The sequence below is a fragment of the Nitrospirota bacterium genome (genome assembly GCA_016235245.1).
In the GTDB taxonomy this organism is placed as follows: domain Bacteria; phylum Nitrospirota; class Thermodesulfovibrionia; order Thermodesulfovibrionales; family UBA6898; genus UBA6898.
In genome coordinates this window covers 125,406-152,358 of sequence record JACRLO010000001.1, presented here as the reverse complement: position 1 = coordinate 152,358, position 26,953 = coordinate 125,406, and the positions used below count along the sequence as shown (strand labels likewise).

Annotated in this window: 21 protein-coding genes; 12 read left to right on the top strand and 9 right to left on the bottom strand. The window is 49.6% G+C overall.

Going from position 1 to position 26,953, the window contains the following annotated elements:
• Positions 1 to 9: 9 nt before the first annotated feature.
• Genes HZB31_00700 through HZB31_00685 form a run of 4 tightly spaced genes read right to left on the bottom strand, consistent with a single transcriptional unit; the run spans position 10 to position 3,082 of the window.
• Positions 10 to 1,140, bottom strand: coding sequence for a peptidoglycan DD-metalloendopeptidase family protein (locus HZB31_00700; GenBank protein ID MBI5846474.1), 1,131 nt, complete (start codon positions 1,138 to 1,140; stop codon positions 10 to 12).
• Positions 1,140 to 2,015, bottom strand: a complete 876-nt coding sequence (locus tag HZB31_00695) for an ABC transporter permease (GenBank protein ID MBI5846473.1) — start codon at positions 2,013 to 2,015, stop codon at positions 1,140 to 1,142. Before HZB31_00695 ends, HZB31_00700 begins: the two co-directional genes overlap by 1 nt.
• On the bottom strand, positions 2,015 to 2,677 hold the full coding sequence (gene ftsE / locus HZB31_00690; GenBank protein MBI5846472.1) for a cell division ATP-binding protein FtsE: 663 nt from the start codon (positions 2,675 to 2,677) through the stop codon (positions 2,015 to 2,017). The genes HZB31_00695 and ftsE overlap by 1 nt, the downstream gene beginning before the upstream one ends.
• An 18-nt stretch (positions 2,678 to 2,695) precedes the next feature.
• A complete protein-coding gene (locus HZB31_00685) occupies positions 2,696 to 3,082 on the bottom strand; it encodes a hypothetical protein (GenBank protein ID MBI5846471.1) in 387 nt (128 codons plus the stop codon).
• 265 nt (positions 3,083 to 3,347) lie between these two features.
• On the opposite strand from HZB31_00685, the gene HZB31_00680 reads away from it, so the two are divergent.
• The 7 genes from HZB31_00680 (at position 3,348) to rnr (ending at position 14,716) form a co-directional block, all read left to right on the top strand.
• A complete protein-coding gene (locus HZB31_00680; protein ID MBI5846470.1) occupies positions 3,348 to 4,925 on the top strand; it encodes a peptide-binding protein in 1,578 nt (525 codons plus the stop codon).
• Positions 4,925 to 5,926 (top strand): ABC transporter permease, encoded by a 1,002-nt coding sequence (locus tag HZB31_00675; GenBank protein MBI5846469.1) that lies wholly within the window; start codon positions 4,925 to 4,927, stop codon positions 5,924 to 5,926. The genes HZB31_00680 and HZB31_00675 overlap by 1 nt, the downstream gene beginning before the upstream one ends.
• Entirely contained in the window at positions 5,923 to 6,783 is an 861-nt protein-coding gene (locus tag HZB31_00670; GenBank protein MBI5846468.1) for an ABC transporter permease, read from the top strand. Before HZB31_00675 ends, HZB31_00670 begins: the two co-directional genes overlap by 4 nt.
• Positions 6,784 to 6,848: 65 nt before the next feature.
• Positions 6,849 to 9,665, top strand: a complete 2,817-nt coding sequence (gene glnE / locus HZB31_00665; GenBank protein ID MBI5846467.1) for a bifunctional [glutamate--ammonia ligase]-adenylyl-L-tyrosine phosphorylase/[glutamate--ammonia-ligase] adenylyltransferase — start codon at positions 6,849 to 6,851, stop codon at positions 9,663 to 9,665.
• A 138-nt stretch (positions 9,666 to 9,803) separates the two neighbouring features.
• A complete protein-coding gene (locus HZB31_00660; protein ID MBI5846466.1) occupies positions 9,804 to 11,009 on the top strand; it encodes a 6-phosphofructokinase in 1,206 nt (401 codons plus the stop codon).
• 83 nt (positions 11,010 to 11,092) lie between these two features.
• Positions 11,093 to 12,436, top strand: coding sequence for a YihY family inner membrane protein (locus tag HZB31_00655; protein MBI5846465.1), 1,344 nt, complete (start codon positions 11,093 to 11,095; stop codon positions 12,434 to 12,436).
• Positions 12,437 to 12,580: 144 nt separating this feature from the next.
• Complete coding sequence (gene rnr / locus HZB31_00650; protein MBI5846464.1) at positions 12,581 to 14,716, top strand: ribonuclease R; 2,136 nt, start codon at positions 12,581 to 12,583, stop codon at positions 14,714 to 14,716.
• On the opposite strand, the gene HZB31_00645 is transcribed toward rnr, so the two are convergent.
• Genes HZB31_00645 through HZB31_00635 form a run of 3 tightly spaced genes read right to left on the bottom strand, consistent with a single transcriptional unit; the run spans position 14,713 to position 16,802 of the window.
• Positions 14,713 to 15,636, bottom strand: coding sequence for a diguanylate cyclase (locus HZB31_00645; GenBank protein ID MBI5846463.1), 924 nt, complete (start codon positions 15,634 to 15,636; stop codon positions 14,713 to 14,715). The two genes, rnr and HZB31_00645, sit on opposite strands and share 4 nt — an antisense overlap.
• Positions 15,620 to 16,483: an HDOD domain-containing protein gene (locus HZB31_00640; GenBank protein MBI5846462.1), complete on the bottom strand. Its 864-nt coding sequence runs from the start codon at positions 16,481 to 16,483 to the stop codon at positions 15,620 to 15,622. The genes HZB31_00645 and HZB31_00640 overlap by 17 nt, the downstream gene beginning before the upstream one ends.
• Positions 16,473 to 16,802, bottom strand: a complete 330-nt coding sequence (locus HZB31_00635; GenBank protein ID MBI5846461.1) for a hypothetical protein — start codon at positions 16,800 to 16,802, stop codon at positions 16,473 to 16,475. Before HZB31_00635 ends, HZB31_00640 begins: the two co-directional genes overlap by 11 nt.
• A 121-nt stretch (positions 16,803 to 16,923) precedes the next feature.
• Between HZB31_00635 and HZB31_00630 the strand changes: the two genes are divergently transcribed.
• Positions 16,924 to 18,741: a KUP/HAK/KT family potassium transporter gene (locus HZB31_00630; protein MBI5846460.1), complete on the top strand. Its 1,818-nt coding sequence runs from the start codon at positions 16,924 to 16,926 to the stop codon at positions 18,739 to 18,741.
• A gap of 7 nt (positions 18,742 to 18,748) precedes the next feature.
• On the top strand, positions 18,749 to 19,588 hold the full coding sequence (locus HZB31_00625; protein MBI5846459.1) for a TIGR02757 family protein: 840 nt from the start codon (positions 18,749 to 18,751) through the stop codon (positions 19,586 to 19,588).
• Positions 19,589 to 19,666: 78 nt separating this feature from the next.
• Here the strand turns inward: HZB31_00625 and HZB31_00620 are convergent, their stop codons facing one another.
• Positions 19,667 to 21,004: a DUF4912 domain-containing protein gene (locus HZB31_00620; GenBank protein MBI5846458.1), complete on the bottom strand. Its 1,338-nt coding sequence runs from the start codon at positions 21,002 to 21,004 to the stop codon at positions 19,667 to 19,669.
• A 59-nt stretch (positions 21,005 to 21,063) separates the two neighbouring features.
• Positions 21,064 to 23,724 (bottom strand): DNA polymerase I, encoded by a 2,661-nt coding sequence (gene polA, locus HZB31_00615; GenBank protein MBI5846457.1) that lies wholly within the window; start codon positions 23,722 to 23,724, stop codon positions 21,064 to 21,066.
• A 74-nt stretch (positions 23,725 to 23,798) separates the two neighbouring features.
• Between polA and tig the strand changes: the two genes are divergently transcribed.
• The 3 genes from tig to clpX are packed head-to-tail and all read left to right on the top strand — an operon-like array spanning position 23,799 to position 26,936.
• Positions 23,799 to 25,082: a trigger factor gene (gene tig, locus HZB31_00610; GenBank protein ID MBI5846456.1), complete on the top strand. Its 1,284-nt coding sequence runs from the start codon at positions 23,799 to 23,801 to the stop codon at positions 25,080 to 25,082.
• 1 nt (position 25,083) lies between these two features.
• Positions 25,084 to 25,695: an ATP-dependent Clp endopeptidase proteolytic subunit ClpP gene (gene clpP / locus HZB31_00605; protein MBI5846455.1), complete on the top strand. Its 612-nt coding sequence runs from the start codon at positions 25,084 to 25,086 to the stop codon at positions 25,693 to 25,695.
• A complete protein-coding gene (gene clpX, locus HZB31_00600; GenBank protein MBI5846454.1) occupies positions 25,695 to 26,936 on the top strand; it encodes an ATP-dependent Clp protease ATP-binding subunit ClpX in 1,242 nt (413 codons plus the stop codon). The genes clpP and clpX overlap by 1 nt, the downstream gene beginning before the upstream one ends.
• Positions 26,937 to 26,953: the final 17 nt, after the last annotated feature.

Here is a 26,953-nt window from a genome sequence, read left to right as displayed (position 1 = left end):
CCTCCTGATCTATCTCTTTTTCTTTTTCAGCCATTGGGCCGGGTCAAGTGGTTTGCCTTTGTACCGGATCTCAAAGTATATTCCCTGAGCGTTGAGGACGCCAGATGTCCCGACCTTTCCAATTACCTGGTTCTCTTTTATTATATCCCCAACCTTTGAAAAAATCTCGGAAAGGTTGCCGTAGAGCGTGTGGTAGCCGCTGCCATGGTTGATGATAACGAGCTGACCGAACCCCTTGAACCACTCGGCAAAGATCACTTTGCCCCCGTACACAGCACGCGCGTCTCCGGATGAGTCTGTCTGAATATGGACGCCGTTTCTGAAGACCGGTGTATCAAACTGCGGGTCTTTGTGTGAGCCGTAGGGGATTGCTATTTTCCCGTCTGCAGGCCAGAGAAGTTTCCCTTTGAGCTGGGTAAAGCCCTTGCCTTCGTAGTTGTCTGTCTTTGTCGATTCCCTGATGATATCAAGCATTCTGCGTGAGGCCTCTTTCAGCTCAGAGATCATCTTCTGCCGCGTAGCCTTCTCTGTTCTGACAGAATAGAGGATGGTCTCTTTTTCTTTTTTCTTTTCCGCGAGTTCCGCCTCTTTTGACCTGACCTTATCCTGCCGCGTCTTGAATTCTATCTTGAGGCCTTCGAGTTTTTTCTGTTCTGCATCCAGCTTCTGAAGGTTGTCCCGGTATGTTTTCAGAATCCTGTTTTCATAGAGGGTGACGTGCTCAAGGTATTTCCATGTCCGCATAAGCTGCGCCATATCTCCGGCGCTCAGCACCTGCGTCAGGACATCTCCTCCATAACCGAGTCGGTTCATGGCCCGGAGCTTTCTCCTGATCCAGTTCTTCTGCCGCTCGAGGCTGCGTTTAATCTTTTCCATCTCGATGGCAATGCCGCCGATGGTGGTCTCTGTCTGCCTCAGATTTGACCGGTATTTTCTGAGGTCTGTTTCGGCGATACTCAGCCTCTTATTCACTTCATCAAGCTCGTTTAAGACTGAGGCCTCGCGCTCCTGGGCCGCAGTCAGCTTTTTTTTCTCTTCATCGATCTTCTCCTGGATTTTTTTATACTCCAGTTCAGTTGGCGCCGCAAGGGAGATCGAAGGACAGGCGAGTGCAAGGATAAGGAGAGCGGCAAAGAACATCAGTATTTGAGCCTTCCCAGAGCGATCTCTGCGCCGAAAACGCCGAGGAACATGCCGATCAGGGGAAGGAGGAAAAATCCGTTGGAAGGAAAGAGGACGGTTTTGAAAAGCGGCAGAGAGATAATGAGCCTGAGGAACAGGAAATGATGAAGAAGAAATATGGCAGCAAGGCTCGTGAGCCCTGCCGTTATCCCGATAACCGCACCTTCAATAATAAAGGGGGCCCGGATGAAGCCCTTTGTTGCGCCGAGGAGCTTGAAGGTCTCGATCTCATCAGTTCTTCGATAAAAGAGGATCTTTACGGTGCTATAGCAGACGAATACAATCCCGGTGCAGAGGATAATGGCAAGGACAAGTCCGGTTATCTTCACTCCTGCCTTGATGTTCTGCAGGGCATCGAGGAACTTTTCACCGTAATCGACCTCTGAGACTCCCTTGATCTTCTTCGTCTCCTCTGCGAGCTGTTTGACCGATTCAGAGCCCATGGCATCTCTCTTCAGCTTTATTTCGAGCGAGTCAGGCAGGGGATTATCATCGAGCCCTTCAAGCACATACTGGGAATTCTTAAGCATGCCTTTGAGCTCCCTGAACGCTTCCTCACGGGGAATAAACTTGACTGAGGAGACTGCCCGTTTGGCCTTGACCGCGCTGACCACCTGATCAACCTTCTCCTGACTGAGATTGGCGTCGAGGTATGCGACCATGGAAAACTTCTCAGGCAGGTTCCGCGTTGCTATTTCGATATTATAAAAGACGAAGAAACTGATGCTGATGATAAATAGTCCGGCAAAGATCGTAAGCATCGACAGCAGGTTGATCCACTTGTCTTTTCTCAGGCTCTGCATTGCGAGCTTAAACGCATAGGACGTCAGCATCAGCATACCTCCTGGCTTACCAGGGATCCGGATTCAAGCCGCAGAACCCTTTTGCCCGAGTTCATATAGAGTTCCCGATTGTGCGTAGCGATCAGGATGGTCGTGCCTTTGGCATGAATGTCCTTAAATGTCTTCAGCACGTCTTCAGCCGTCTCAGGATCGAGGTTGCCGGTCGGTTCATCAGCCAGCAGGACCGTCGGCTCAGCAACGATAGCCCGTGCGATCACGATCCTCTGCTGCTCTCCCCCTGAGAGTCTTTTGGGATAACTGTCAGCTTTGTGCCGGAGATTGACGGTTTTGAGCGCTTCAAAGACCCGCATTTTAATTTCCCGTTCACCAATGCCGCGGATCCTGAGCGCCAGTGCAATGTTCTCGAAAATATTTCGGTTATCGAGGAGTCTGAAGTCCTGGAAGACAACGCCGATATTGCGCCGCACAAACGGGATGCTCGACTCTTTCAGCGAGCCGGTTTCCCATCCGGCGATCGTAATGTTGCCCTGGTCAGGCAGTTCTGCAAGATACACGAGCTTGAGCATGGTTGTTTTGCCTGAACCGCTGGGCCCTGTCAGAAACACCATCTCTCCTTTTTCGACGGAGCAGGTCACATCCCGCAAGGCTGTCTGAAGTTCATACTCCTTGGTGACGTTTTCAAAATGTATCATAGGGCCTGACTGTTCCATCTATTTTTCTTCTTCCTTCATGATGTAGTCGAGGAGGATATCATCGAGGCTTTTTGTTATCTGTTTTTTGTCAGGTTCCGGGAGAGTAACAGTCGATTCCGCCGCAGGCTCCTGCGCCGGCGGTGGAGCAGCTTCATCCCGGGTATGTTTGCCGGCAATCAACTCCTTGATCATCGCCTTGTGCTGTTCTTTCATCATTCCCTGTACTATTTCTTTGTAGTCGGGGGATGCTGCTATTTCTGCGTAGCTCACTTTTTTTCTGGAAAGGATGGTCCCCTTGTTATACAGCAGGGTGATGATATGCGGATTCCTGAGGCCGCTGTCTTCGGTCTGAACGTGATAAACGGTTCCCTTGTAGGATATGTTGGTGTTATAGCCAACGAGCATTATCAATATTATAATAAAAACAGGGATTTCGAATACATTATTTAGCAGCAGGCCAAAGCATGGGACAATAACAGCCATGTTTTTCGTTCTTTTCTCTTGCATTGCCCGGCAAAAAACAATCTGAAAGGGCGTTCACTGCAAACAGTTATTCCCCGGATTGCAAAACAGGAAAATATTACAGTATCCTTATTCCATGGCAATGGCCTCCTCCTGGACTACCATCATCCTGATCTTCATACTGCTTGCTACGGGCTGCAAGCAGAAAATGAGTGTATCCGAAACAGCTGTTGATCTGCAGGCAGCAACCGATCAGCCTGCATACGGTGATGCAGTCATTGAGGGTGTCATCGGCGAACCCTCGAATCTTATCCCGATGCTTGCCAGCGACAGCGCCTCGCACAATGTCTCAGGCCTCATTTTTAGCGGACTGGTCAAGTATGATACTGACCTGAGCGTTATCGGAGACCTTGCAGAATCATGGGACATTTCAAAGGACGGCCTTGTGATCACCTTTCATCTCAGAAAAGGCGTCACATGGACTGATGGAGCCGAATTTACTGCAGAGGATGTGATGTTCGGGTATAAAACCATTATCGATGAAAAAACGCCCTCTGCATATAAAGAAGATTTTCTTCAGGTCAAAAAGGCGGAGGTGCTGGACAAACGCACATTCCGTGTTACCTATGATAAGCCGTTTGCTCCTGCGCTCACAAGCTGGACAAGCCTCGTTATCCTGCCTAAGCATCTGCTTGAAGGCAAAGACATCACCAAGAGCGATCTGGTCAGAAATCCTGTGGGGCTTGGCCATTATAAACTTTCCAAATGGGTATCAGGCCAGGAACTGGTCCTCGAATCGAACAAGGACTATTTTGAAGGACGCCCCTACATTGACCGGTACATCTACAAGGTGATACCTGACCCTGCAACCATGTTCCTTGTGCTCAAGACCGGAGAGGTGGATACCATGGGCCTGACGCCGATCCAGTATACCAAGCAGACGGACAACGCCTTTTTCAAAAACAACTTTCGGAAATACCGGTATCCGGCCTTCAGCTACACGCATCTTGCCTTCAACCAGAAACATCCGTGGTTCAGTGATAAAAGGGTGAGACAGGCCATGTCCTATGCCATCGATAAAAACGAGATCGTTGATGTGGTGCTCTTCGGTCTTGGCAGTCCTGCAACAGGCCCGTATGTGCCGAACACCTGGCCGTATAACCCGAACGTGAAGAAATACGACTACAATCCCGAAAAGGCAAAAGAACTCCTGAAAGAGGCTGGATGGGAAGACAGGGACGGAGACGGCATCCTTGACAAGGACGGCAAACCGTTCAGCTTCACGATCCTCACGAACGCGGGCAACAACCTGCGCAAGAACACAGCAACGATCATCCAGTCCCGGCTTGAAAAGATCGGCGTAAAGGTCGAGATCAGGACGGTTGAGTGGTCAACATTTGTGAACCAGTTCATCGACAAGAAACGGTTTGAGGCAGTGCTTCTGGGCTGGTCGATCGGCCTCGACGCTGACCAGTATGATATCTGGCATTCTTCCAAGACAAAGGAGAAGGAGCTGAACTTTATCAGCTTCAGTAATCCTGAGGTTGATCAGCTGCTCGAAAAGGGGAGAAGGACATTTAATCTGGATGAGAGGAAAAAGGCCTATTTCAGAATCCAGGAGATCCTTGCCGACGAGGTACCCTACATCTTCCTCTATGTGCCTGATGCTACGCCGATCGTGCATGCCCGAATTAAGGGCATCAAGCCCACTGCCATAGGCATAAGCTATAATCTGCCGAAGTGGTATGTGCCAAAACCCCTGCAGCGGCATACCATGGTGCCATAATGCTCAAATACCTTCTAAAGCGCATGCTTGAGATGATACCGACCCTGTTCGGCATTACACTCATATCGTTTTTCATCATCCATCTTGCGCCGGGCAAGCCGACTGATGCGCTTTCGGAAATGAACCCCAAGATGACGCCTGAGGCAAGGGAACGTCTCGAAAAGCTGTACAACCTCGATAAACCGATCATTGTCCAATACGGCATGTGGCTCAAGAGGATCGTAAAGCTCGATTTTGGAGAGTCTTTTTCGATGGACAGGCGTCCGGTGATGCAGAAGATCTGGGACACCAAACAGCCCCTGCTTGACCGGAGGCTCTTTATCACCTTCATGCTGAACCTGATCGCAATGATCATCATTCTTATGATCGCCATTCCTATCGGCATTTCCTCAGCCACACACCAGAACACGCTCTATGACAAGATCACCACAACAACGGTCTTTCTCGGTTTTGCGATGCCCTCTTTCTGGCTTGCACTTCTGCTGATGATGTTCTTTGGTGTATATCTTGATTGGCTCCCCATCTCCGGCCTCAAGTCGATGAAATATGCTTCCCTACCGTTATGGGGAAAGATGCTTGATCTGGGGCGGCACCTTGTCCTGCCGCTTTTCGTTATCGCCTTCGGCGGTCTTGCGGGTGACTCGCGCTATATGCGCTCCAGCATGCTTGAAGTTATCCGTCAGGACTATGTGACGGTTGCAAGGGCCAAAGGTCTGCCTGAAAGGACGGTCATCTATAGGCATGCCTTCAGAAATGCGCTGCTTCCGCTCATCACCCTTGTCGGCCTTTCAGTGCCCGGCCTTATCGGCGGCAGCGTTATTTTCGAAAATATCTTCAGTATCCCGGGGATGGGCCAGCTGTTCTTCAACGGTGTTATGACAAGAGATTATTCCCTGATCATGGCAATACTTACGATCGGCGCCTTCCTGACGCTTATCGGGAACCTGCTTGCTGATATTGGATATATGTTGGCTGATCCCAGAATAAGGACAGAGAGATGAAGACAGAGTACGCTGGCAGCCTCTTTTTGAGAAGATTTAAACAGAACAAGCTCGCTGTTACAGGCGCGATTATTGTGCTCTGCCTTTTCGTGGCAGCAGTTTTTGCTCCGCTTGTCGCACCCTATAAACCGAACGATATTGACAGGAAGCATATTCTGATGCCGCCGGATATCCACCATCCGCTTGGTACCGACGACCTCGGCAGGGACGTGTTGAGCAGAATGATATGGGGAGCGCGCATATCCCTCGCAGTGGGGTTTGTGGCAGTAGGTATCGCATCAGTTATCGGCATTATCTTCGGCGCTGTTGCAGGGTACTATGGCGGATGGACAGAGCGGATTATCATGCGCTTCATAGACATCATGCTTACCATTCCGACCTTTTTCCTTATTCTCGCCGTTATTGCCTTTGTAGAGCCGAGCATCTGGAACATCATGATCGTTATCGGGCTGACCGGATGGATGAGCGTTGCCCGTCTTGTACGTGCAGAGTTTCTTTCTGTAAAACAGCGGGACTATGTTGTTGCTGCCCGTGCTCTTGGAGCAAGCGATCTGCGCATCATCTTCAGACATATCATGATCAACAGCATGGCGCCGGTTCTGGTATCGGCAGTGCTCGGCATTGCAGGTGCAGTGCTTGTGGAATCAGCGCTCAGCTTCCTTGGCATCGGTGTTCAGCCGCCAACACCAAGCTGGGGCAATATCCTCACCCTCGGCAAGGACAATATCGAGATCGCCTGGTGGCTTTCGGTCTTCCCCGGCCTTGCTATCCTTATCACCGTTGTCGGATACAACCTCCTTGGTGAAGGCATCAGAGACTCAATCGACCCGAGATTGTGGGAGAGCGAGAGGAAATAGCGGCCTGCAGGCTGAAAAGTTTCAAGCCTTCCAGCACTCTGTTGAATCGTGTATCATGGTAATTGATGAACGAGATAATCCTTAAAGAAGCCGCGGCTGCGACGCCCGATCCCGAGAGGGCGGTTAAGAACCTTTCATCGTTTCTTGAGGAGAATCCTGAACGAGCCGAAGAGCTTCAGGAGCATATCAGAAGCATTTCCCTTCTCTTTAGCTACAGCCAGTTTCTCGCAAACTACAGCACTACGCATCCTGAAGACCTTATTGCCGCAATCAACACCATGGAGAGTGCTTCAGAAAGGGAGGATATCGCCCTGGCTCTGAAGCAGGAGTTTGATGCTGTTGGAGATGCTCCTCAGAGGACATCACTTCCTCTTTATATGAACGCTGTCCGCAGGTTCAGGCTGAAAGAAATCCTGAAAATAACGCTCAGGGACATTCTGAAAAAGGCCGATCTGGTGGATATCATGTTCGAGATGAGCTGCCTTGCAGATGTGATCATCGAAGGATCTCTGCATATCGTCAGGCAGTATGTCAGCAGCATCTATGGAACCCCTGAAGACGAGAAATTTTCGGTGATCGCGCTTGGGAAACTCGGCGCAGAAGAGCTGAACTTCAGTTCTGATGTTGATTTCATGTATGTGTATAACACAGAGATCGGCGAGACCTCAGGCGGGCTCAATAGCCAGGGCATACGCACCAACAGAATATCGAACCATGAGTATTACTGCAAGATAGGAGAAGAGCTTTCAAAATTTCTTTCCCAGAACACTGAGGCAGGGTTTGTGTACAGGGTCGATCTGAGGCTGAGGCCTGAGGGGCAGCGAGGAGCAATAGCCCTTGCCCTCAGAGGCTATGAGATGTATTACGAATCCTGGGGAAGGGCCTGGGAGCGGGCAATGCTCCTGCGCGCCCGTCCTGTTGCTGGAGATGAGGGGCTCGGCAGAGATTTCATGGAGATGATCAGACCCTTTGTGTACAGGAAATATCTCGACTTCACTGCCATTGACGAGATCAGCAAGCTCAAGACGCGCATTGATGCAACGTTCAAGAAGACGGATATCAAGAGGGGTTATGGCGGTATCAGGGAGATAGAGTTCTTCAGTCAGGCTCTTCAGCTCATCTATGCAGGACGCGAGCCGCTGCTTCGGGCAAGGAATGTACTGAAGATACTGCACCGCCTCTTTCAAAAAGGGCTTATCGGTGGGGACGACTATGGCATTCTCTCCGGCAATTACCGGTACCTCAGGACCCTTGAGCACAGGCTGCAGCAGGTAAATGACCTGCAGACACATACCCTGCCTGTTGGGGATGCAGAGCTGGAAGGGCTAAGCCGGAAGATGGGCTATGCATCAAAGAGCCGGTTTACCGATGATCTTGAAAAGAGAAGGACACAGGTGCGCACCATCTATGATTCTCTCTTTGGTGCCAGAAAAGAAGAGCCCTCAACTGGCCATACGCTTTTTGATGAAGAGTTTTCTGACACTGAACTGAAGGAGTTCCTCTCTGTCGCAGGGCTGAAAGATCTTGGCAGGGCCCTGAGGAACATCAGGTCGATCAGGGACAGCACCTTCAACTTTCAGACCCTGAGGGGAAGAAGACTCCTCTCAGATATCCTCCCCATGTTTGTTGACAGCAGCCTCAAGTCCGGCAACCCTGATATTGCGTTGAACCATATTCAGTCATTTGCCGAACTCCTCAGTACAAACGAGTCTTACCTTGAGGTCTTCAGCAAAAACAGGACACTCATTGATCGTATTGTCTATGTCTTTTCCCAGAGCAACTATCTGTCAAAGATGCTCATGGCCCGGCCCCAATATCTCGAAATGATAGGCTGGCAGGAGACCCTGCGAAAGAGCCTTGGCGGACTGCAGGCAGAGATAAGAGAGGCCCTGTCAGAAGGCGGATCAATAAGCGATGCGGTCAGACTGATAAAACAGATGGAAGAGATCAGGATTGGCCTGCTTTTCCTCAGGAAGAAGATAGATCTGATTAAAGCAACGAAAGGTCTGAGCAGGACAGCAGAGGCGGTTCTCTCCTCATCGTTTACGCAGTGCGGCGAGGGACAGCAGGGTATGGCGGTTGTGAGCTTTGGCAAACTGGGCGGCAGGGAGATCGCCTTCGGTTCTGACCTTGATCTCATCTTTGTGTCCGGGGGCGATGTTCAGATCGAACAGACAAGGGCTGCAGAAAAACTGCTTCGGATGCTTATCTCATACACACGGGATGGCATTGCATACAGCGTGGATACGAGACTGCGGCCTGCAGGCTCTAAAGGCCCTCTTGTTTCATCAATCGAGGCCTTCAGAAAATATTATGCGGAGTCAGCCGCCTTCTGGGAGTTTCAGGCGCTGCTTAAGGCACGGCCTGTTGCCGGAGATATGAAGACAGGTTGTGCGTTTATGCAACTGGCGCATGAAATACTTATTGCTCACGGCTCAAAGGTAAATGCCTCTGACATCAGACAGATGCGCCAGAGGATTATGCGCGAGCGCTCCAAAGAGTCTGAGGGTTATGATATCAAACTCGGCCCCGGCGGCATCGAAGAGATCGAGTTTATGGTCCAGTTCCTGCAGTTAAAGAACTGTGCAGGGCATAAGACTCTTCTTGTCCAGAACACGCTTGCAGCAATCCGCAGACTTGCAAATGCAGAAATTGTCATTCAGGCAGAGGCAAAGATGTTACAGGATGCCTATCTCTTCTTCCGCACCATCGAATGCCTTCTGAGATTACGGGGAGAAGCTGTGCTCAAGAGAGATGAAGAAAGCCTCAAAAGCGCTTCCGAGTTCATGGGATTTAAGGATGAAGAGGGATTAACAGGGCATCTCCAAAGCAGAAGAAAAGCCGTAAGAGATGCGTTTGACATCCATCTGCCGGCTGATTGACCACGGCGGGTAAATTTTGCTGATGCGGGCCCTGCCAGCAGAAGGACCCCTGCCAAGCTCTTTAAAAAATCTCCCCTTATAATATAAACTTCTTTGTACAGAGAACCAATAACCACTCAGGAGGGTTTCATGGCATCGATAAAGCGCATAGGAATCATCACAAGCGGCGGCGACTGCGGCGGCCTGAATGCGGTAATCAAGGGAGTTGCCAGAGAGGCGTATGCCCTTGGTATCGAGTCTGTTGTCATCCCTAACGGTTATGCGGGGCTCTATAACCTCATTGAGCTCCCTGAGGTGGTTTTCCTTAACGCAGAGCGTGTCAGCCGCATCGAAGCGTCTCTCGCCGGCTCTGAGGCGGGCCATTCACGGGTGAAGATCAGCAAGATAAAGGACGAAAAGAAATATGACCGCATCAAGGAAGGCCTCAGGAAGTTCGGTATTGACGCACTCGTAATAAGCGGTGGAGATGACACCGGCAGTGTTGTCGTTGACCTCTCGTCACAGGGCATACCCTGCATCCATGTGCCCAAGACTATGGACCTCGACCTTCAGCCATACAGTGTCGGCGGTGACTCGTCTATAAACAGGATTGCGACATTTACCAGGGACCTTAAGACCACCGGACTGAGTCACAACCGGGTGATGGTCGTTGAGGTCTTCGGCAGATATGTCGGCCATACTGCCTTCCGCGGCGGCATCGGAGCAGAGGCTGACTGCATACTCATCCCCGAGATTCCTGTGGATTTCGATGTGGTATATGAGCATATGAAGATGACCTATTTCGGCAGGGTCATGAGGAGCGATGTCAAGGCTGGGACCTACATAATGGTTGTGGCCGAGGGCCTGAAAATTGCGAATGGCGAAATGCTCTATGATGAATCAGCCGGCGTAGATGCATTCGGCCACAAAAAACTGGCAGGGGCAGGCAAATTCGTCAGGCAGCAGCTCGAAAAGCGGCTCAAGTCAGACCCCGAGGTGATCGAGTTCATGAAAAAGACCGGCATGTACGCGCCGGGTGTTTATGAGGTTCCCGAAGTGAGGGAAGTAACGCCTGGACATCTTGTCCGCTGCGGCGGCTCATCAGCCTATGATGTTGTCTTTGGATACAAGACAGGCGCAGCAGCAGTCTTGCTTCTGACTTCAGGCAAGGCTGGAGTGACGGTGGCTAACGTTGATGGCAACCAGATCTACTTTAAGGATACCTCTGAGGCGATCAAGCGCAGAGAGGTTGATATTACCGAGATCGGACTTTACGAAAGCCTCGGCACTTGCTTTGGCAGAAAGCCCGAGAAATACACCTACGCCTTTACGGAAGTGAAGGACAAGATCGTTCGGCATCTCTAATCGGCACCGGCTGGCAGGGTGTGGGGTTAATTTTTTCAGCGATAGTTCTTCCACCCTTCAGGGCTTGTGATACTATGTAGTCGATGGCAACTATCGGCGAAAAGATAGATGGTTTCTTCATCCAGAAGCTTTGGAAAACAGATGCCCCCTTGGCCGGCAAGGCAAGGTCTCTTGAGATCAAGGCATCCCGGCTCATCTACATCGCCATCAAGGGTTTTTCAGAAGAGCAGCTAATCCTCAGAGCGATGAGTCTTGTTTACACAACACTCCTCTCCTTTGTTCCGCTTCTGGCAGTCAGTTTTTCCGTTCTGAAGGCTTTTGGCGTTCATACCCGCTTCCTGATTTTTCTCTATTATTTTCTTGAACCCCTTGGAGACAACGGCGTTGAACTTTCAATGAAGATCATCGGTTTTGTCGAGAATGTCAAGATCGGCGTCCTCGGCTCAATCGGTCTGTCCGCACTTATGTATACGGTCATCTCCACGGTACAGAAGATTGAGAGTGCGCTTAATTACATCTGGAACATCAAGGGTACGAGGGGATTGTCTCAGCGGTTCAGTAACTACATGAGCGTTCTTCTTGTGGGGCCAGTGCTGATCTTTTCCGCACTCGGGATAACAACATCGCTCATGAGCAGCACGATCATGAAAAAAATTATGGCTATCCAGATGCTGGGCCCTGTTATATATATGATCAGCAGGCTTGCCCCGTATCTTTTTATTTCTGCAGCCTTTACCGTGATCTATATGCTGCTTCCCAATACCAGGGTGCGGTTCAGGTCAGCCCTTGCCGGCGGCATTGCGGCGGGCATCCTCTGGCAGACCATTGGCTGGATATTCACCTCATTTATCGCATCTTCGGCCCAGTACTCGGCAATTTACTCAGGCTTTGCAACGCTCATACTCTTCCTCATCTGGCTCTACTGGAACTTCCTTACTCTGCTCATCGGAGCCAGGGTCTCATTCTACATGCAGCATCCTCAGCAGTTTGATCCGGGCCGCAAGGTCATGACCTTAAGCGATAGGCTGAAAGAAAAGCTTGCCCTTGCGATCATGTTCCTTGTGGGACAGAGTTTTCTCGGCAATCATCAACACTGGCACATTGCTTCCTTGACGCAGAAGCTTGGCATGCCGCTGGAGTTTGTGCATGAGGTGCTGACAATCCTTCAGGAAAGAGGTCTGCTTGTCCCGACAAGCAGCGAGCCGTCTGCATATCTCCCTGCGAAGGACCTGGAGACGATCACGCTGCATGAGATCATCAGTGCAATCAGAATTTCGGGTGAGGATGCGGATGCTGCCTCCCGATTACATGCGTCAATTCCCGAGATCGATGAGCTTATAAAACATATTGAAGATGCAATTACCCTTTCGCTGGACAGACAGACCCTTAAAGACCTTGTCCTGGCGGCAGATAAACAGACAGGGTAATCCGGCACCTGTCCATTTCCCGCTCCCGGAGGTAAAATGAAGCTATGCTGTTAAGGACGCGGAATACGCGCAATTACCGTCGTTTTTTCCCGGTATCGCCTATTATTCTGACAGTCATTAATGCCTCAGGAGTAATCATATACTATGCTGACTAAAGAAACGATACTCGCCTTTTTCAGGGGAAAGACGTCACGCCCTCTGCTCTTTAAAGACATTGCACACCGTATGGGGCTGAGCAAGCCTGAGACCCGTGCATTAAAGAGGCTGCTCAGGGACATGCTCAGGCAGGGCGAGATCGTCCTGAACCGGAAAGGCCTGTACGGCCCGGCTGAAGAGATGAATCTTGCCACAGGGTACTTTGCAGCCCACCGTGACGGGTACGGCTTTGTGATTTCTGAAAAACCGGGGGAGCGGGATTTCTTCATCCCGCCGAAGGGTACGCTTGGCGCCATGAAAGGTGACCGTGTCATGGTGCGGGTCGAAAACTGGAAAAAGCGCGAAGCACGCATCATGAGGATTCTTGAGCGGGCCCATGCCAAGGTGCTCGGCACCTTTGATATCACAAAGGCAGGCTCTTTTGTAAAACCAAAAGACAAATCCATTCCCTTTGACCTTTATGTTGCTCCACAGGACAGGGGTATGGCAAAGAACAAAGACATGGTGATCGCAGAGATCACTTCCTTTCCTACTGATAAAAGACCTCCTGCAGCCAGGATCACAAGGATCGTAAAAAAGCCGGAGGACCCTGCAGGAGAGGTTGAACTGATTATCGATGAGTTCAGTCTGCCGAGGAGGTTCCCCAAAGCGGTCAGTGATGAGGCAAAACTGCTCGCTGCTTCATTAGATACCTCAGTCCCTTCTATTACGGCAAAGAGGGGACAGGAAAAGATCGCAGAGAAAAGAAGAGATCTGAGAGACCTTATCACGGTCACCATAGACGGCGAACGCGCCCGGGACTTTGACGATGCCGTCTCCATAGCGCTCTCTGACTATGGGTACAAACTCTGGGTACATATCGCCGATGTGGGCTATTACGTGCCATGGAACTCGACCATTGACCTTGAGGCGCGAAAACGCGGCACCAGCGTGTACCTGCCGGACCGGGTGATACCGATGCTGCCGAAAGAACTTTCAGAGGACCTCTGCAGTCTCAGGCCAAAGGTGGACCGGAATGCCTTTACCGTTGAGATGGACTTTGATCGTTCCGGGCATCGTCTGGCTGCGCGCTTCTATGCCAGCCTGATCAACAGCGACGAGCGAATGACCTATACGTCTGTCAGGAAGGTGCTGATCGACAAGGATGATGCCACGCGTGATAAATACGGCCCCCTTCTGAAAGACTTTGAGCTCATGGAAAAGCTCTGCAATCTGCTCCGGACAAAAAGATTCGAACGGGGCAGCCTTGACTTTGATCTGCCTGAACCGGAGGTCCTGCTCGACCTTCAGGGAAGCCCTGAGGCGATCATAAAATCAGAACGCAACTTCGCCCATATGATCATTGAAGAGTTCATGATTGCTGCCAACGAGGCGGTTGCCGGACATATCGAACAGCTCGGTATTCCCTGCATCTACCGTATCCATGAGGAGCCTGACCCGCTGAAACTTGAGGACGTCATCAACGTAGTAAAACAGTTTTCAAGGACTGCAGGCAGGAAGTTAACGGTCAGGGATTTCTCGACGATCCTCAGGGAAATAAAGGACTCGCCCCACGAAGAGATCATCAATTACATTGTCCTCCGGAGCCTTAAACAGGCCCGCTATTCGGTCACCAATGTCGGACACTTCGGCCTTGCCTCAACGTCATACACGCATTTCACTTCGCCGATCCGGCGCTATCCTGACCTTGTCGTACACAGGCTCCTGCGCGAGATCCTGACAAGGAAGGTCATATCCGATCAACGGAAAAAAGAACTCGAAACGGTGCTTCCCGATATTGCCTTCAGTTCATCGCGCACGGAAAGGGCGGCTGATGCTGCCGAATTTCAGGTGATCAAGGCAATGAGGGCATGGTTTATGAAAGACAGGGTCGGAGTTGTCTTTGCCGGAAAGATCGTCGGCGTCTCGTCCTATGGCATCAGGATACGTCTGAACGAATTCTATGTTGAGGGATTTCTTCCTATCTCTTCCATGACCAATGATTTTTACCAATACAATGAACGGACCATGAGACTGTATGGCAGACGTACGAACTGCTCATTCAGAATAGGCCAGGAACTTTCTGTGAGAATCGACCGGGTAGACCTCGATGAACGGGAGATCGTTTTCGGCCTGCAGACCTAAGTCTTTCTTCTGTCCACAACATAACAACTCTCACCTGATTTCTTGGCGAATTTTTTCATCTCAGCCGAAACCTCAGCTACTTTTCCAAAGTGGGTCATTTTCGGAGTATTCATCGGGATAACCGCTATGGCAATTCCAAGGAGAGGGATATTCTGTTCATTCCCCTGCCGGTCACTTGCCCGGTAAGAGCCTCTTGCCTTTTCTTCTTCGCCGAAGAGGTCGGAGACAATTATTCTAAAGTGGTCGAGGATAGTCTGGCATACTGATTCCGCTTTTTCGAGGGTTACGATGAAAACAAAATCATCGCCCCCGACGTGGCCAGAAAAACCACCTGGCCCTGCATCTCTCACGCAATTCGCCATGATACGGGCAACCATCCGCAGCACTTCATCACCGTGGGAAAATCCATAGGTGTCATTGTAGGGTTTAAAGTTATTGATATCGATATAGCAGACAGCCAGATCTCTGCCAAGCGCCTTTTCGATCGCATTTTGTATGGAAGTATTACCGGGAAGTTTGGTGAGAGGGTTGTTATCAAGGACCCGTTCTATACGTTGAAGAGAAAGGTTGATGCGGCTGAAAAATACACTATGGTTAAACGGGTGCGTGATAAAATCATCCAGAGGACAGTCCGACCAGGTAAAAGTCTCATCAGCATTTTCTTCAAATATGCCGATGACGGGAAGCATACTGAAATAACTGTCGCCTTTAAAATCCCGTATGAGATCCTGTATTTCGCTTCCACCATGGCGAAGATCAGCAATCACAACGTCCGGCGGATCACCATAGATGATGCCGAGTACGCTGCCGAGTTCATGCAGCAGAATTGGCTGAAATCCCTTGCCCTCGAGCCAAAGCCCGAGCTGGGAGGAAAAGTCACGGTCCTTTGATATGACCGCTATCCTAAGTTTTTGTGTCACCTTCTGACTGAATCTCCAGACTGAAATTTTTGCAGTCGACAAGCTTGTCTTCGAGTTCTCCGACGATCTCCTCGAGGAATATCTCGTTCAGTCCTAACTTATTCCATGCGACAGCTTGAATGCGGGGGACATAATCATCGCCGCTGAACCCAAAACCGCTTGCCTTTACCAGCACGTCGGCGACATGGACAACAGCGGTCTTGACGAGCTGCGTCGACGCACGCTCGACGTCATGGTGAAAAGCGATCGGTTCGATCAGCTTTTCCGGAAGGAACCAGGAGCGCGCAAGCCATTCACCGATCTCTGCATGATCGGCATCAAGCAGATCTTTTTCTGCTTCGAGCATGGACATATCCTTCTCTTTGATCAGTGCAATGAGATGGTCGTAATCGGACTCAAGCTTGATCTTGATAATAACCTTGCCTATGTCATGAAGCAGCGCCGCCGTTGATATCTCTTCTATCTCAGGCAGTTCCAGCTTCCTCGCAATGATGTTTGCCGCAACACCGGCGCCGAGGGAGTGCTCCCAGAGCCCCACCGTGTTCTTCTCCATCATTTCGAAGATAGAGCTGCTGAGTGCGAGGCTTTTCACCACATTGACCCCGAGAAGTATCAAGGCATTCGAGATCGTAGAGACCCGTCCGGAAAAACCATAAAAGGGGGAGTTCACCAGCCGCAGGACCTTGGCAGAGAGGACCTGGTCTGAGGAGACTACCCGCGCCATTTCATTGACCGACGCCTTGCTGTTTTCGGCAAGCGAGGTAAGTTTTGCAATAACGCCGGGAAGCGTCGGCAGGGACTTTGTATCCTTGATGATGCTCCTGATCTCTGCCCGCTTATTGTCCATCAGCATTCCCCATAGATTTGATGATCTGCCTCCGGTAAATTTCCTTGAGTTTTTGCATCAGCGGATCTGAAGACACCTTTGCAAAGCGCTTATCGAGAACATCGAGGGTCTCTTCAAGCGATTTTTCTCCTTCAAGCATTACAGGATGCCCCTCAACAATAACGGATTGAACCCCCATGCTCGCGAGCCTGCTGATCAGTGAATCGCTCAGGGTCACACCCTTGCCGCAAATGGGAGGGCTCGCCGGATTATCGTCGGTCTTGATCTCTTTAGCCAGAACCATGCCTGCAGCAGCAAGCGATATAGGGATATTCTGCACACGTTCTCCTTTTGATAAAAAGCCCGAATTCTTACCATTATACACGATATTTCCCTATTCCATGCAGTATGAAATGCCCGCATATTGCCTCAATGCATCTCAGTTCTTATAATAGAATGTTATGTCTGAAAAGACTTCACCGGTAAAAGGCATTATTCGTTCTCTCGGACTTGTTTTCGGCGATATCGGAACAAGCCCTATCTATACGCTCACCGTCGTCTTTCTTCTGTTTCAGCCGCCTACCCAGGAGAATATCCTGGGCGTGCTTTCGCTCATAGTCTGGACCCTGATCATGCTCGTCACCGTACAATATGCATGGATAGCCATGAACCTCAGCCGGCGGGGCGAAGGCGGCACGATTGTGCTGAAAGAAATTCTCATTTCGAGTCTCAAGTCACGGAAGATGTACGGGTTCGTGACCATGCTTGCGATCATCGGTGTGGCGCTGCTGATTGGCGACGGCGTTATAACACCCGCTATCAGTATCCTTAGTGCTGTTGAAGGCGCCCTGCTCATCCCCGGCCTTGAAAGCCTGTCCAAGGGTTCAATTGTTCTTATCTCGGCAGTAATTGCCATAGGCCTTTTTGCTATTCAGAGCAAGGGGACGGAAAAGGTCGCCGGAGCTTTTGGCCCTATCATGATCATATGGTTTTCAGCTCTTGCTTTCCTGGGGGTATTCTATATCCTTGAATCTCCGGTAGTTCTGAACGCACTAAACCCCTATTGGGGCATGAAGTTTCTTCTGGACAATAAGATCAAGGGGTTCATTGCACTTGGCGAGATCATCCTCTGTGCAACCGGTGGTGAGGCCCTCTATGCTGATATGGGACACCTTGGGGGCAAACCGATCAGGCAGGCCTGGGTCCTTGTTTTTGTTGCACTTGTCCTGAACTATCTGGGGCAGGGAGCCTATCTTTTGAAGCATCCTGAGGCAAAGAATATCCTTTTTGAGATGACCTTTCATGCCTTCAGGCCTGTATACGTGCCCTTCCTCCTCCTGAGCGTCTTTGCAACGATCATTGCTTCACAGGCAATGATCAGCGGCATGTTCTCGATCGTGTACCAGGGCATAACAACAAGGCTGATGCCGATGTTCAAAGTAGACTATACCTCGGTGGAGCGCAGATCTCAGATATACCTGGGCGCCGTGAACTGGTTCATGCTCTTGTCGGTCATCTTTATCATGATCGAATTCAAGGAGTCGAGCAAGCTTGCCGCTGCATACGGACTTGCAGTTACCGGTACCATGACCCTGACCGGGATTATGATGACCTGGATTTTCGCCCAGAAGCAGAAACCCCTTTATTCAGCACTTTCTCTGCTGGTTACGGTCATTGACGTGGCATACCTGAGTTCAAATTTCTACAAGATCCCTCATGGCGGCTATTGGTCGCTCATAATCGCATCAATCCCCTTTGGCATGATTATCCTGTATAAGGAGGGACAGAAGAGGCTGTATAAGATGATGGAATTCATGCCGCTTGAGGAGTTCCTGCACAAATTCAGAAGGGTCTATGCCTCTGCTTCCAAGGTGAGCGGAACAGCGCTCTTCCTGATCAAAGATGCAAAGGAGATCCCCTTCTACATTATCCAGACCATGTTTTATCACGGTATTGTCTATGAAGACAATATCTTCGTTTCGATCATCAAACGTGATGATCCTTTTGGCGTGACAGGCTTCTTCAAGCCTGATCTTTCGGACGGACTCAGGGTCTTCGAGGTGCAGATGGGATATATGGAAATGGTGGACGTCGAAGAGATCCTGAGAGAGGCTGATATCGAAGAGCGCTCGGTATTTTATGGTCTTGAAGACATCATAACGAGCAACCCGGTCTGGAAACTTTTTCATTTCATCAAGAGGAACACGCCGCCCTTCATTAATTTCTATAAGCTGCCTCCCAAGAAACTCCATGGTGTCCTGACAAAAGTCATCATGTAATATCAGCATGTCTGAACTGAGAAGCGTACTCAACAGGTTTTACCGGGAATATGATTTCAGCCAGAGGATCCTCCACGATCCGATCGAATTTCCACACCGTTATAAAAACATCGGAGACATTGAGATCGCCGGGTACCTTGCATGCTGCTTTGCGTACGGCAGGATAGGACTCTTCAAGCCTGTTATCGAAAAGATCCTGTCGATCATGGGGGAAAGCCCCTATGATTTCCTGCTCCATTTCAGTGTTGCCAGACAGGCAAAACGTTTTCAGGGCATACAGTACCGATTCAATAGAAACGAAGATATCATCTGCCTTCTCTTTATACTTAAGACGATCCTTCGGAAAGAACGTTCTCTTGAAAACATCTTTGTGAAGCATTACCGGAATACGGATGAGAACATCGGCAATGGCCTTGCAGCAATGATGGATCGGTTTCTCTCCGTGGACACAACAAAGATCTACGGCAGGAACATTAAGCCCTCAGGTCTTCTCCAATTCTTTCCTTCGCCTGCAAAGGGAAGCACCTGCAAACGATCGACTCTTTTTCTTCGCTGGATGATTCGCGACAAAGACATTGATTTTGGCATATGGAAAAGAATTCCAAAGGATAAGCTGGTTATTCCGCTTGATACGCATATCATGAAGATATCCCGGTGTCTTGGTTTCACCAAAAGAAATTCGGCAGACTGGAAGACAGCGGTTGAGATAACCGGCGCGTTGAAACAATTCGACCCAAAAGACCCGCTTAAGTATGATTTTGCCCTCTGTCATCACGGTGTTTCCGGGATCTGTAGGGGGGAAAGGGATACAACCGCATGCTCAGGATGCGTCTTCAGTAACTGCTGACTTTTTCCGCCTGTGGCAGTGCGTCAGCGTACTGGGAAAGGATGTGACAATCGGCAATTAGTTTGCAGAATTTTCAGATCAGTACCCGACAGGGATGCCTGCTTCAAAGAGTTTTTGCGCGATGCCAAGTTCGTCGAAAGTCAGAAGAGCAGGGAAGGATACCATCCCTGACCGTACGATCGGCATGAATCCGCCAACCGGCTTGAGTATACCGGCGGCAACAACGATATCCCGCCCCGGCATGCGTATGTCAAAAAAGCCGCTCCCTACTCGTCTGTTAATCGGGATATCAAGAACAGCATGTGCATTCCAGTCATTCAATTCGATGCCCGTAATATCATAGAATCTAAGATTCAGATCCCCCTCCATATCGGCAATATCCTTTGGAACGACCTCCCAGTCCACAAAGACCGTGTTTGGGTCAACGGCCAGCGCAATTACGGAATTTTCACCATATTCTTCGGGAAGTTCTCCGAAAAAGATTTCCGCTGCTTCCTCTTCAGTTATATCCTGCTCAGGCAGGAATATTTTTAGTCTTGCCCGGGAGTTTTTTGAAGGATACCTCTCTGCTTTAGAGCCAGTTACTTCTTTTGCCTCATACGTTTTTCCTGAATTACCTGATTTTAACGATTGGTTTAGAGAGGCAGATTCTTTCTTTGCTCCAATAACGCTCTTCTCTGCCTTTGCCGCAGGAATTGGCTTTACGGCAGCGGCCTTGGTAAGCGAGGTTATTGGTTTAGCCTTGGCTTTGACCTCAACCTTAGCGGGAATTGGCATCTTCTTAGGCGCAGCCTTCTTTGGCGTAATGACAGGAATTGGCTTTACGGTAGCGGCCTTGGTAAGCGAGGTTATTGGTTTAGCCTTGGCCTTGATCTCAACCTTAGCGGGAATTGGCATCTTCTTAGGCGCAGCCTTCTTCGGCGTAATGACAGGAGTTGGCGTTACCTTAGCGGCCTTGGTGATCGAGGTTATTGGTTTAGCTTTGGCCTTGACCTCAACCTTAGCAGGGATTGATGTTTTCTTAGGCGCAGCCTTCTTTGGTGTAATGACAGGCTTAGTCGTTACCTTAGCGGCCTTGGTGATCGAGGTTATTGGTTTAGCCTTGGCCTTGACCTCAACCTTAACAGGGATTGATGTTTTCTTAGTCGCAGCCTTCCTTGTTGTAATGACAGGTGTTGGCGTTACCATTACCTTTGCCACTACGGTTTTCTTCGTTGCAACAGGCTTTGCTATGTCAGGTTTCTGTTTGATCTTTCTTGTCGTCGCATTATTTTTAATAGAAGTTGATTTTACTGATGTTGCGGTCCTTGCATCAAAAGACTTGGTGGACTTTTCAGGAGCGGCCTTTTTCGCCGCAGTCTTTTTTGTGCCCTCTGGTGTCTTCTTGGAATTGTTTTTTTGATCTTTGGTTTTCATGAGGTTAACCCTGTTGAAGCTATTCTATCAAATTTAAGGAACATTTATACAAAATATTATCAATGGGCCTCGGCCCAGTTATGACCATGGCCTATATCCACTTTCAGGGGCACGGAGAGTTCCAAAACCCCCTCCATTCCTTCCCGAACAATACGTCCCACCGTATGCAGTTCTGACGCTGGAAGCTCGAACAGAAGTTCGTCATGGACCTGCAGTATCATTCGCGCCTGCAGAGATTCTGCTCTTAGGCGCCCCCTGATATGTATCATGGCAAGTTTGATTATATCTGCTGCAGTTCCCTGGATGGGCGAATTCACAGCCAGTCTTTCGCCTAATTGGCGGATATTCCTGTTCTGGTTCTTCAACTCAGGGACAGGCCGCTTTCTGCCGAAAAGCGTTGTGACATATCCTTTTTCCGTGGTCTCTGCTATTAACTGTTCGATATACTGCTTTACTCCTGGATGGCGGTCAAAATACTGTTTGATAAACTGTTCAGCCTCTTTTCTGCCTATATTAAGCGTCTCTGAGAGACCAAATGACGATATGCCGTAGATTACGCCGAAATTGACTGTTTTTGCAGTCCTTCTCATCTCGGGCGAAACACTTTTAAGAGGAACACCAAAGATCTCGGCCGCTGTCCTCGTATGAATGTCGATATTGTCCCTGAAGGCCGCTATCAGCCCGGCATCATTGCTCAAGTGCGCCAGGATCCTGAGTTCTACCTGTGAATAGTCAGCAGAAAGAAGCAGGTTCCCCTGTTCTGCAACAAATGCAGCCCGTATCCGTTTCCCCCAGTCCCCCTTTACCGGAATATTCTGGAGATTCGGGTCGCTGCTGCTCAACCTTCCTGTTGCAGTTACCGTCTGATTGAAGGACGTATGCAGTCTGCCTGTCCGCGGGTTCACCAGGGCGGGCAGCACATCTATATAGGTGGTCTTCAGTTTTGTGAGGCTCCGGTAGTGAAGGACTTCCCTTGGGAGCTCATGAGACTCTGCAAGTTCTTCAAGCACATCCACGCCTGTTGAGAACCCTGTTTTTGTCTTTCTGCTTGGGCTCAGGCCGAGCCCGGTAAAGAGGATGGCGCTTAATTGTTTTGGAGAATTAATGTTAAACTCCTCGCCGGCAAGGAAATAGACCCGCTTTTCGATCGCAGCTATGTCAGCGGCAAGTTCTTTTGACATTTCTTCCAGAAGACCTTCCTGTATCTTTATCCCGGCAGTTTCCATGTCAACAAGCACCTTGATGAGCGGCATTTCAATGGTTAAATATACCGACTCAAGCCCGCCCTCTTTCAGTCTTTCAAAGAGCAGATCCTTAAGCTCAAAGGCAAGTGCAGCGTCCTCTGCAGCGTATGGCGCAGCCTCGTCAATGGGGACGTCGGCAAAACTCGGCCGCTTTTTCAGGACTTCCATAAAGGACTTTTTTCTTTTCGAAAGATATTCAAAGGATACTTCATCAAGGCTGTGTCCTGCCTTGTTGGGGTTCAGGAGATACGCTGCGATCATGGTATCCAGAAGAGGTCCGTCAACAGAGATTCCTTCTTTGGCAAGCATCAACAGGTCGTATTTCAGGTTATGGCCGATCTTGCTGATGTTCGGATCCGCAAGAATGGGGTTGAGAATCTGCATCACTACTTCTTTGCCCAGCTGCTCATGTTCCGGCATGAGCGATTGAGTATGGCCCATCGGAACATAGTATGACTTCTCACTGTCATTGCAGAGAGACAGCCCCACAAGCCTGTCGATGAGAGGGTATTTTCCGGTCGCCTCCGTGTCAAAGGCAAGTTCTCTCTTTACTGATGCCGCTATTTCCCTGAGCGTATCAGCCGAGAAGACCGCACTATAATGTCTGTTCGAGGTTGCAGGAGCGGTAGCCTGAGAAGGGAGAAGTTTCATAAGACTGGTAAATTCGAACTCCTTGAACAACGACAGCAGGGCGAGCCAGTCAGGATCAAGAAGGCCAAACTCGGCGGTAGTAAAATCTATCGGCACCGCAGTATCTATCGTCGCCAGCTTTTGGCTCATGATCACCATATCCCGGCTCCCGGAAATCATTGCCCTCAGCTTTTCCCTGGGTATTCGTTCGGGATGCTCAAGGAGCTCTTCTATGCTGGCAAAAGAGGCAAGGAGTTCCTTTGCAGTTTTTTCACCAATTCCCTTGACCCCGGGGATATTGTCAGCAGCATCTCCGGTAAGCGCCATATATTCGGTAACCCGTTCAGGTCCTACGCCAAACCTCTCCATGACATATGCCTTGTCAAGCATTCTGTCTTTCATCGGATCATAGACCTTGACCCGGTCATCAACAAGCTGAAGCATATCTTTGTCTGCCGTGACAATATAGACATTCGACCCTTCGGATGCAGCCTTTTTTGCTATAGTCCCGATAATATCGTCTGCCTCATATCCCGGCATCTCGAATACCTTTATATGGAGGGCGGATATCACTTTTCTGATATGCGGTAACTGTGCTACAAGATCGGCAGGCGTCTCCTTCCTGTTTGCCTTGTACTGTTCAAACATCATATGCCGTCCGGTTATTGCCGGTGAGTCAAAAGAAACTACAATGCCTTCCGGTTTCTTTTCCCTGATGACCTTCAAAAGCATGTTCGTAAATCCGAGGATTGCATTGGTAGGAAATCCTTTTGAGTTTGTCAGTGACTTTATGGCGTAGTATGCCCGGTACACATAGGAGTTTCCATCGATAATATAGAGGTCCATTGATGAGATTATACCTAAAATTGACTAAAGATACGTTCTTATTTTAGAGTAGATAAACGGCATCGGAGGTAACATTGGCCCCTATAATTGAGGATATCAGCAGCACAAAAAAACGGCTTAAAATCGAGATTCCGGCAGACATTCTTGAAAAAGAATATGCCGGTTCTTTAGATAATGTCCGGCAGCGGGCACGTATTCCCGGGTTCAGACCCGGCAAGGCACCGATGAGTATGATCGAAAAGAAATTCGGTGAGGACATAAAGAGTGAACTCCTTGAAAAACTTATTCCGACCTATTATGCAGAGGCAGTAAAAGAGGCTGATCTTGCTCCTGTTGCAATGCCTAAGATCGAGACGAACCTTGCGCTCAAGAGAAATGAACCGCTGGTCTTTTCGCTTACCGTTGAAGTAAGGCCGAAGATCGAGATGATGAACTACAGCGGCCTTACGGTTAAAGAGATCGAGGCATCTGTTGATGATAAAGAGGTGGACGATACGCTCAAAGGCCTGCAGAACGAGAGGGCTGTTTTTGAGGCTGTTGACCGTGAGATCAGGGAAAACGACCTGCTCATTATTGATTATGTGAAGCTTGATCCCTCAGGCGAAACAGAGATTGCCGCGGAAAAGGATCAGGTCATGAACCTTGGCAACGGGCTTACGCCGCGCGGTATCCTTGACAGCCTGACAGGGAAAAAGAAAGGCGATATTGTTGAGGTCACGCTCCCCGAGATCGTAGGCAAGGAACTGAAAGAGGATTCTGACAAGGGCGACAGGCTGCGCATAACAATCAAGGAGGTCAAGGAAAAGAATCTTCCCGAGATCGACGATGAGTTTGCAAAGGACTTTGGCAGTGACTCCCTTGATGCCCTTACAGTGAAGATAAAGGAAGGGCTCCTGACCGCAAAACAGGAAAATGGGAAAAAACAGCAAAAGGCCCAAATTATCGATACGCTGATCGAAGGTCATACCTTTGATGTCCCGGAATCTCTCGCTGAAGCAGAACTGGAACACCTGATAAGCAGCGAGCGCAAGACTGAAAGTTCTCTGCCGCAGGGTGAACCGGCCAATGAAAAAGCAGATGCAGTCCTTGTTGAAAAGCTCAGGCCAAAAGCGATCAAGAATGTAAAGGCAACGCTTCTGTTAGATGAGATAGCCGAGAAAGAGAAGATCACTGTTTCAGAGGCAGAGGTCAAGGACAGGATATCGCTCATAGCCAGGCAGTTTCAGGCAACACCGGATGCGATCGTTAACCTTTTTATGACGAGGGACGGGTCCCTCGAAAATCTCAGGCATAATATCAGAGAAGAAAAGGTGCTCGACTTCCTGCTGTCCGGTGCTGAGACCACCAAAGGAGCGTAATATGAGCGTCATCCCTATCGTAATAGAACAGACCGGCAGGTCTGAGCGCGCCTATGATATCTATTCCCGTCTTCTGAAAGACAGAATTATTTTTCTTGGCACAGCGATAGATGACCATGTTGCCAATACGGTCATTGCACAGCTTCTTTTTCTGCAGACAGAGGATCCGGAAAAAGATATCCATCTTTATGTCAATTCACCTGGCGGCATCGTAACCTCAGGCCTTGCCATCTATGACACCATGCAGTATGTGAAGCCCGACATCTGCACCTATTGCATCGGCCAGGCAGCAAGCATGGGAGCTCTCCTGCTGACCGCAGGCACAAAGGGCAAGCGGTTTTCTCTGCCCCATGCACGGATTATGCTCCATCAGCCGCTGGGTGGCTTCCAGGGGCAGGCAACGGACATCGAGATCCATGCGCGGGAGATATTGAAGGTTAAGGATACCCTTAACAAGATACTTGCAGCACATACCGGTCAACCGCTCGATAAGATGAGGACCGATACGGACCGCGACTTCTTCATGTCCGGCAGGGAAGCGAAGGACTATGGCCTCGTGGACGAGGTTATTGACACTACCAACAAGAAGAAGAAACAGGAGAGTCAGAAGTAATGGCAAGAAAAGACGACGAGGCGCTGAAGTGTTCTTTCTGCGGAAAAGGTCAGGAAGAAGTGAAGAAGCTCATCGCTGGCCCGACGATATATATCTGTAACGAGTGTATTGAACTTTGTAAGGAGATCATTGAAGATGAGCTCGCGGTTGAAACCGGTACGGAAGCCCTGCCCAAACTCCCGAAGCCCAGGGAGATCCATACGTTTCTCAACGATTATGTCATCGGCCAGGAAAAAGCGAAAAGGATACTTTCTGTCGCTGTACATAATCATTACAAGAGAATATACAGCCCTGGTGTATCGGACGTAGAACTCCAGAAAAGCAATATTCTGCTGATTGGTCCGACCGGGACAGGCAAGACTCTGCTTGCCCAGACGCTTGCCAAGCTCCTTGATGTACCGTTTACTATTGCTGACGCTACTACCCTCACTGAAGCAGGCTATGTTGGTGAGGATGTCGAGAATATTATCCTCAAACTGCTTCAGGCTTCTGACTATGATGTAGAAAAGGCGCAACGGGGCATCGTATACATCGACGAGATTGACAAGATCAGCAAGAAGTCCGATAACCCCTCCATTACCAGGGATGTTTCCGGTGAAGGTGTTCAGCAGGCGCTTCTCAAGATCATTGAAGGGACGATCGCGAGCATCCCGCCTCAGGGTGGCAGGAAGCATCCCCAGCAGGATTTCATCCAGGTAGATACGACAAATATTCTCTTTATCTGCGGTGGTGCATTCACTGGCCTTGACGGGATCGTTGAGCAGCGCGTGGGCAAAAAGACCGTAGGGTTCGGTTCCGCCCTTTCGCCAAAGAGCGAGAGGAAGACTGCAGATGTGCTCAGCATGGCAGAGCCGGGTGATCTGATCAAATACGGACTTATCCCTGAATTTGTCGGAAGGCTTCCTGTCGTGACCATGCTTGGAGAACTGGATGAGGCTTCCCTCGTAAAAATCCTTACGGAGCCCAGGAACGCGCTTACCAAGCAGTATCAGAAACTGCTCTCTTTTGATAACGTGAGATTGAAGTTCACGGATACAGCCCTATCTGCGATAGCGAGGAAGGCAATACAGCGAAAGACCGGAGCACGCGGTCTGCGAGCTATTCTTGAAGAGATCATGCTTGATGTCATGTATGAGATACCTTCGCAAAAAGGCATCAAGGAATGTCTCATAACCGAGGACACGGTAATAAAAAACGAAAAGCCGATTCTCCTGTACGAAAAGCAGGCAGAATCAGCTTAATTTGGAGCATTGCGTAA

Excerpts from the sequence above, each read along its gene's own strand:
- HZB31_00700 (MBI5846474.1), bottom strand. The coding sequence starts at position 1,140 with ATGTTCTTTGCCGCTCTCCTTATCCTTGCACTCGCCTGTCCTTCGATC.
- HZB31_00695 (MBI5846473.1), bottom strand. The coding sequence starts at position 2,015 with ATGCTGACGTCCTATGCGTTTAAGCTCGCAATGCAGAGCCTGAGAAAA.
- ftsE (MBI5846472.1), bottom strand. The coding sequence starts at position 2,677 with ATGATACATTTTGAAAACGTCACCAAGGAGTATGAACTTCAGACAGCC.
- HZB31_00685 (MBI5846471.1), bottom strand. The coding sequence starts at position 3,082 with ATGCTCGTTGGCTATAACACCAACATATCCTACAAGGGAACCGTTTAT.
- HZB31_00680 (MBI5846470.1), top strand. The coding sequence starts at position 3,348 with ATGAGTGTATCCGAAACAGCTGTTGATCTGCAGGCAGCAACCGATCAG.
- HZB31_00675 (MBI5846469.1), top strand. The coding sequence starts at position 4,925 with ATGCTCAAATACCTTCTAAAGCGCATGCTTGAGATGATACCGACCCTG.
- HZB31_00670 (MBI5846468.1), top strand. The coding sequence starts at position 5,923 with ATGAAGACAGAGTACGCTGGCAGCCTCTTTTTGAGAAGATTTAAACAG.
- glnE (MBI5846467.1), top strand. The coding sequence starts at position 6,849 with ATGAACGAGATAATCCTTAAAGAAGCCGCGGCTGCGACGCCCGATCCC.
- HZB31_00655 (MBI5846465.1), top strand. The coding sequence starts at position 11,093 with ATGGCAACTATCGGCGAAAAGATAGATGGTTTCTTCATCCAGAAGCTT.
- rnr (MBI5846464.1), top strand. The coding sequence starts at position 12,581 with ATGCTGACTAAAGAAACGATACTCGCCTTTTTCAGGGGAAAGACGTCA.
- HZB31_00640 (MBI5846462.1), bottom strand. The coding sequence starts at position 16,483 with ATGGACAATAAGCGGGCAGAGATCAGGAGCATCATCAAGGATACAAAG.
- HZB31_00630 (MBI5846460.1), top strand. The coding sequence starts at position 16,924 with ATGTCTGAAAAGACTTCACCGGTAAAAGGCATTATTCGTTCTCTCGGA.
- HZB31_00625 (MBI5846459.1), top strand. The coding sequence starts at position 18,749 with ATGTCTGAACTGAGAAGCGTACTCAACAGGTTTTACCGGGAATATGAT.
- HZB31_00620 (MBI5846458.1), bottom strand. The coding sequence starts at position 21,004 with ATGAAAACCAAAGATCAAAAAAACAATTCCAAGAAGACACCAGAGGGC.
- polA (MBI5846457.1), bottom strand. The coding sequence starts at position 23,724 with ATGGACCTCTATATTATCGATGGAAACTCCTATGTGTACCGGGCATAC.
- clpP (MBI5846455.1), top strand. The coding sequence starts at position 25,084 with ATGAGCGTCATCCCTATCGTAATAGAACAGACCGGCAGGTCTGAGCGC.
- clpX (MBI5846454.1), top strand. The coding sequence starts at position 25,695 with ATGGCAAGAAAAGACGACGAGGCGCTGAAGTGTTCTTTCTGCGGAAAA.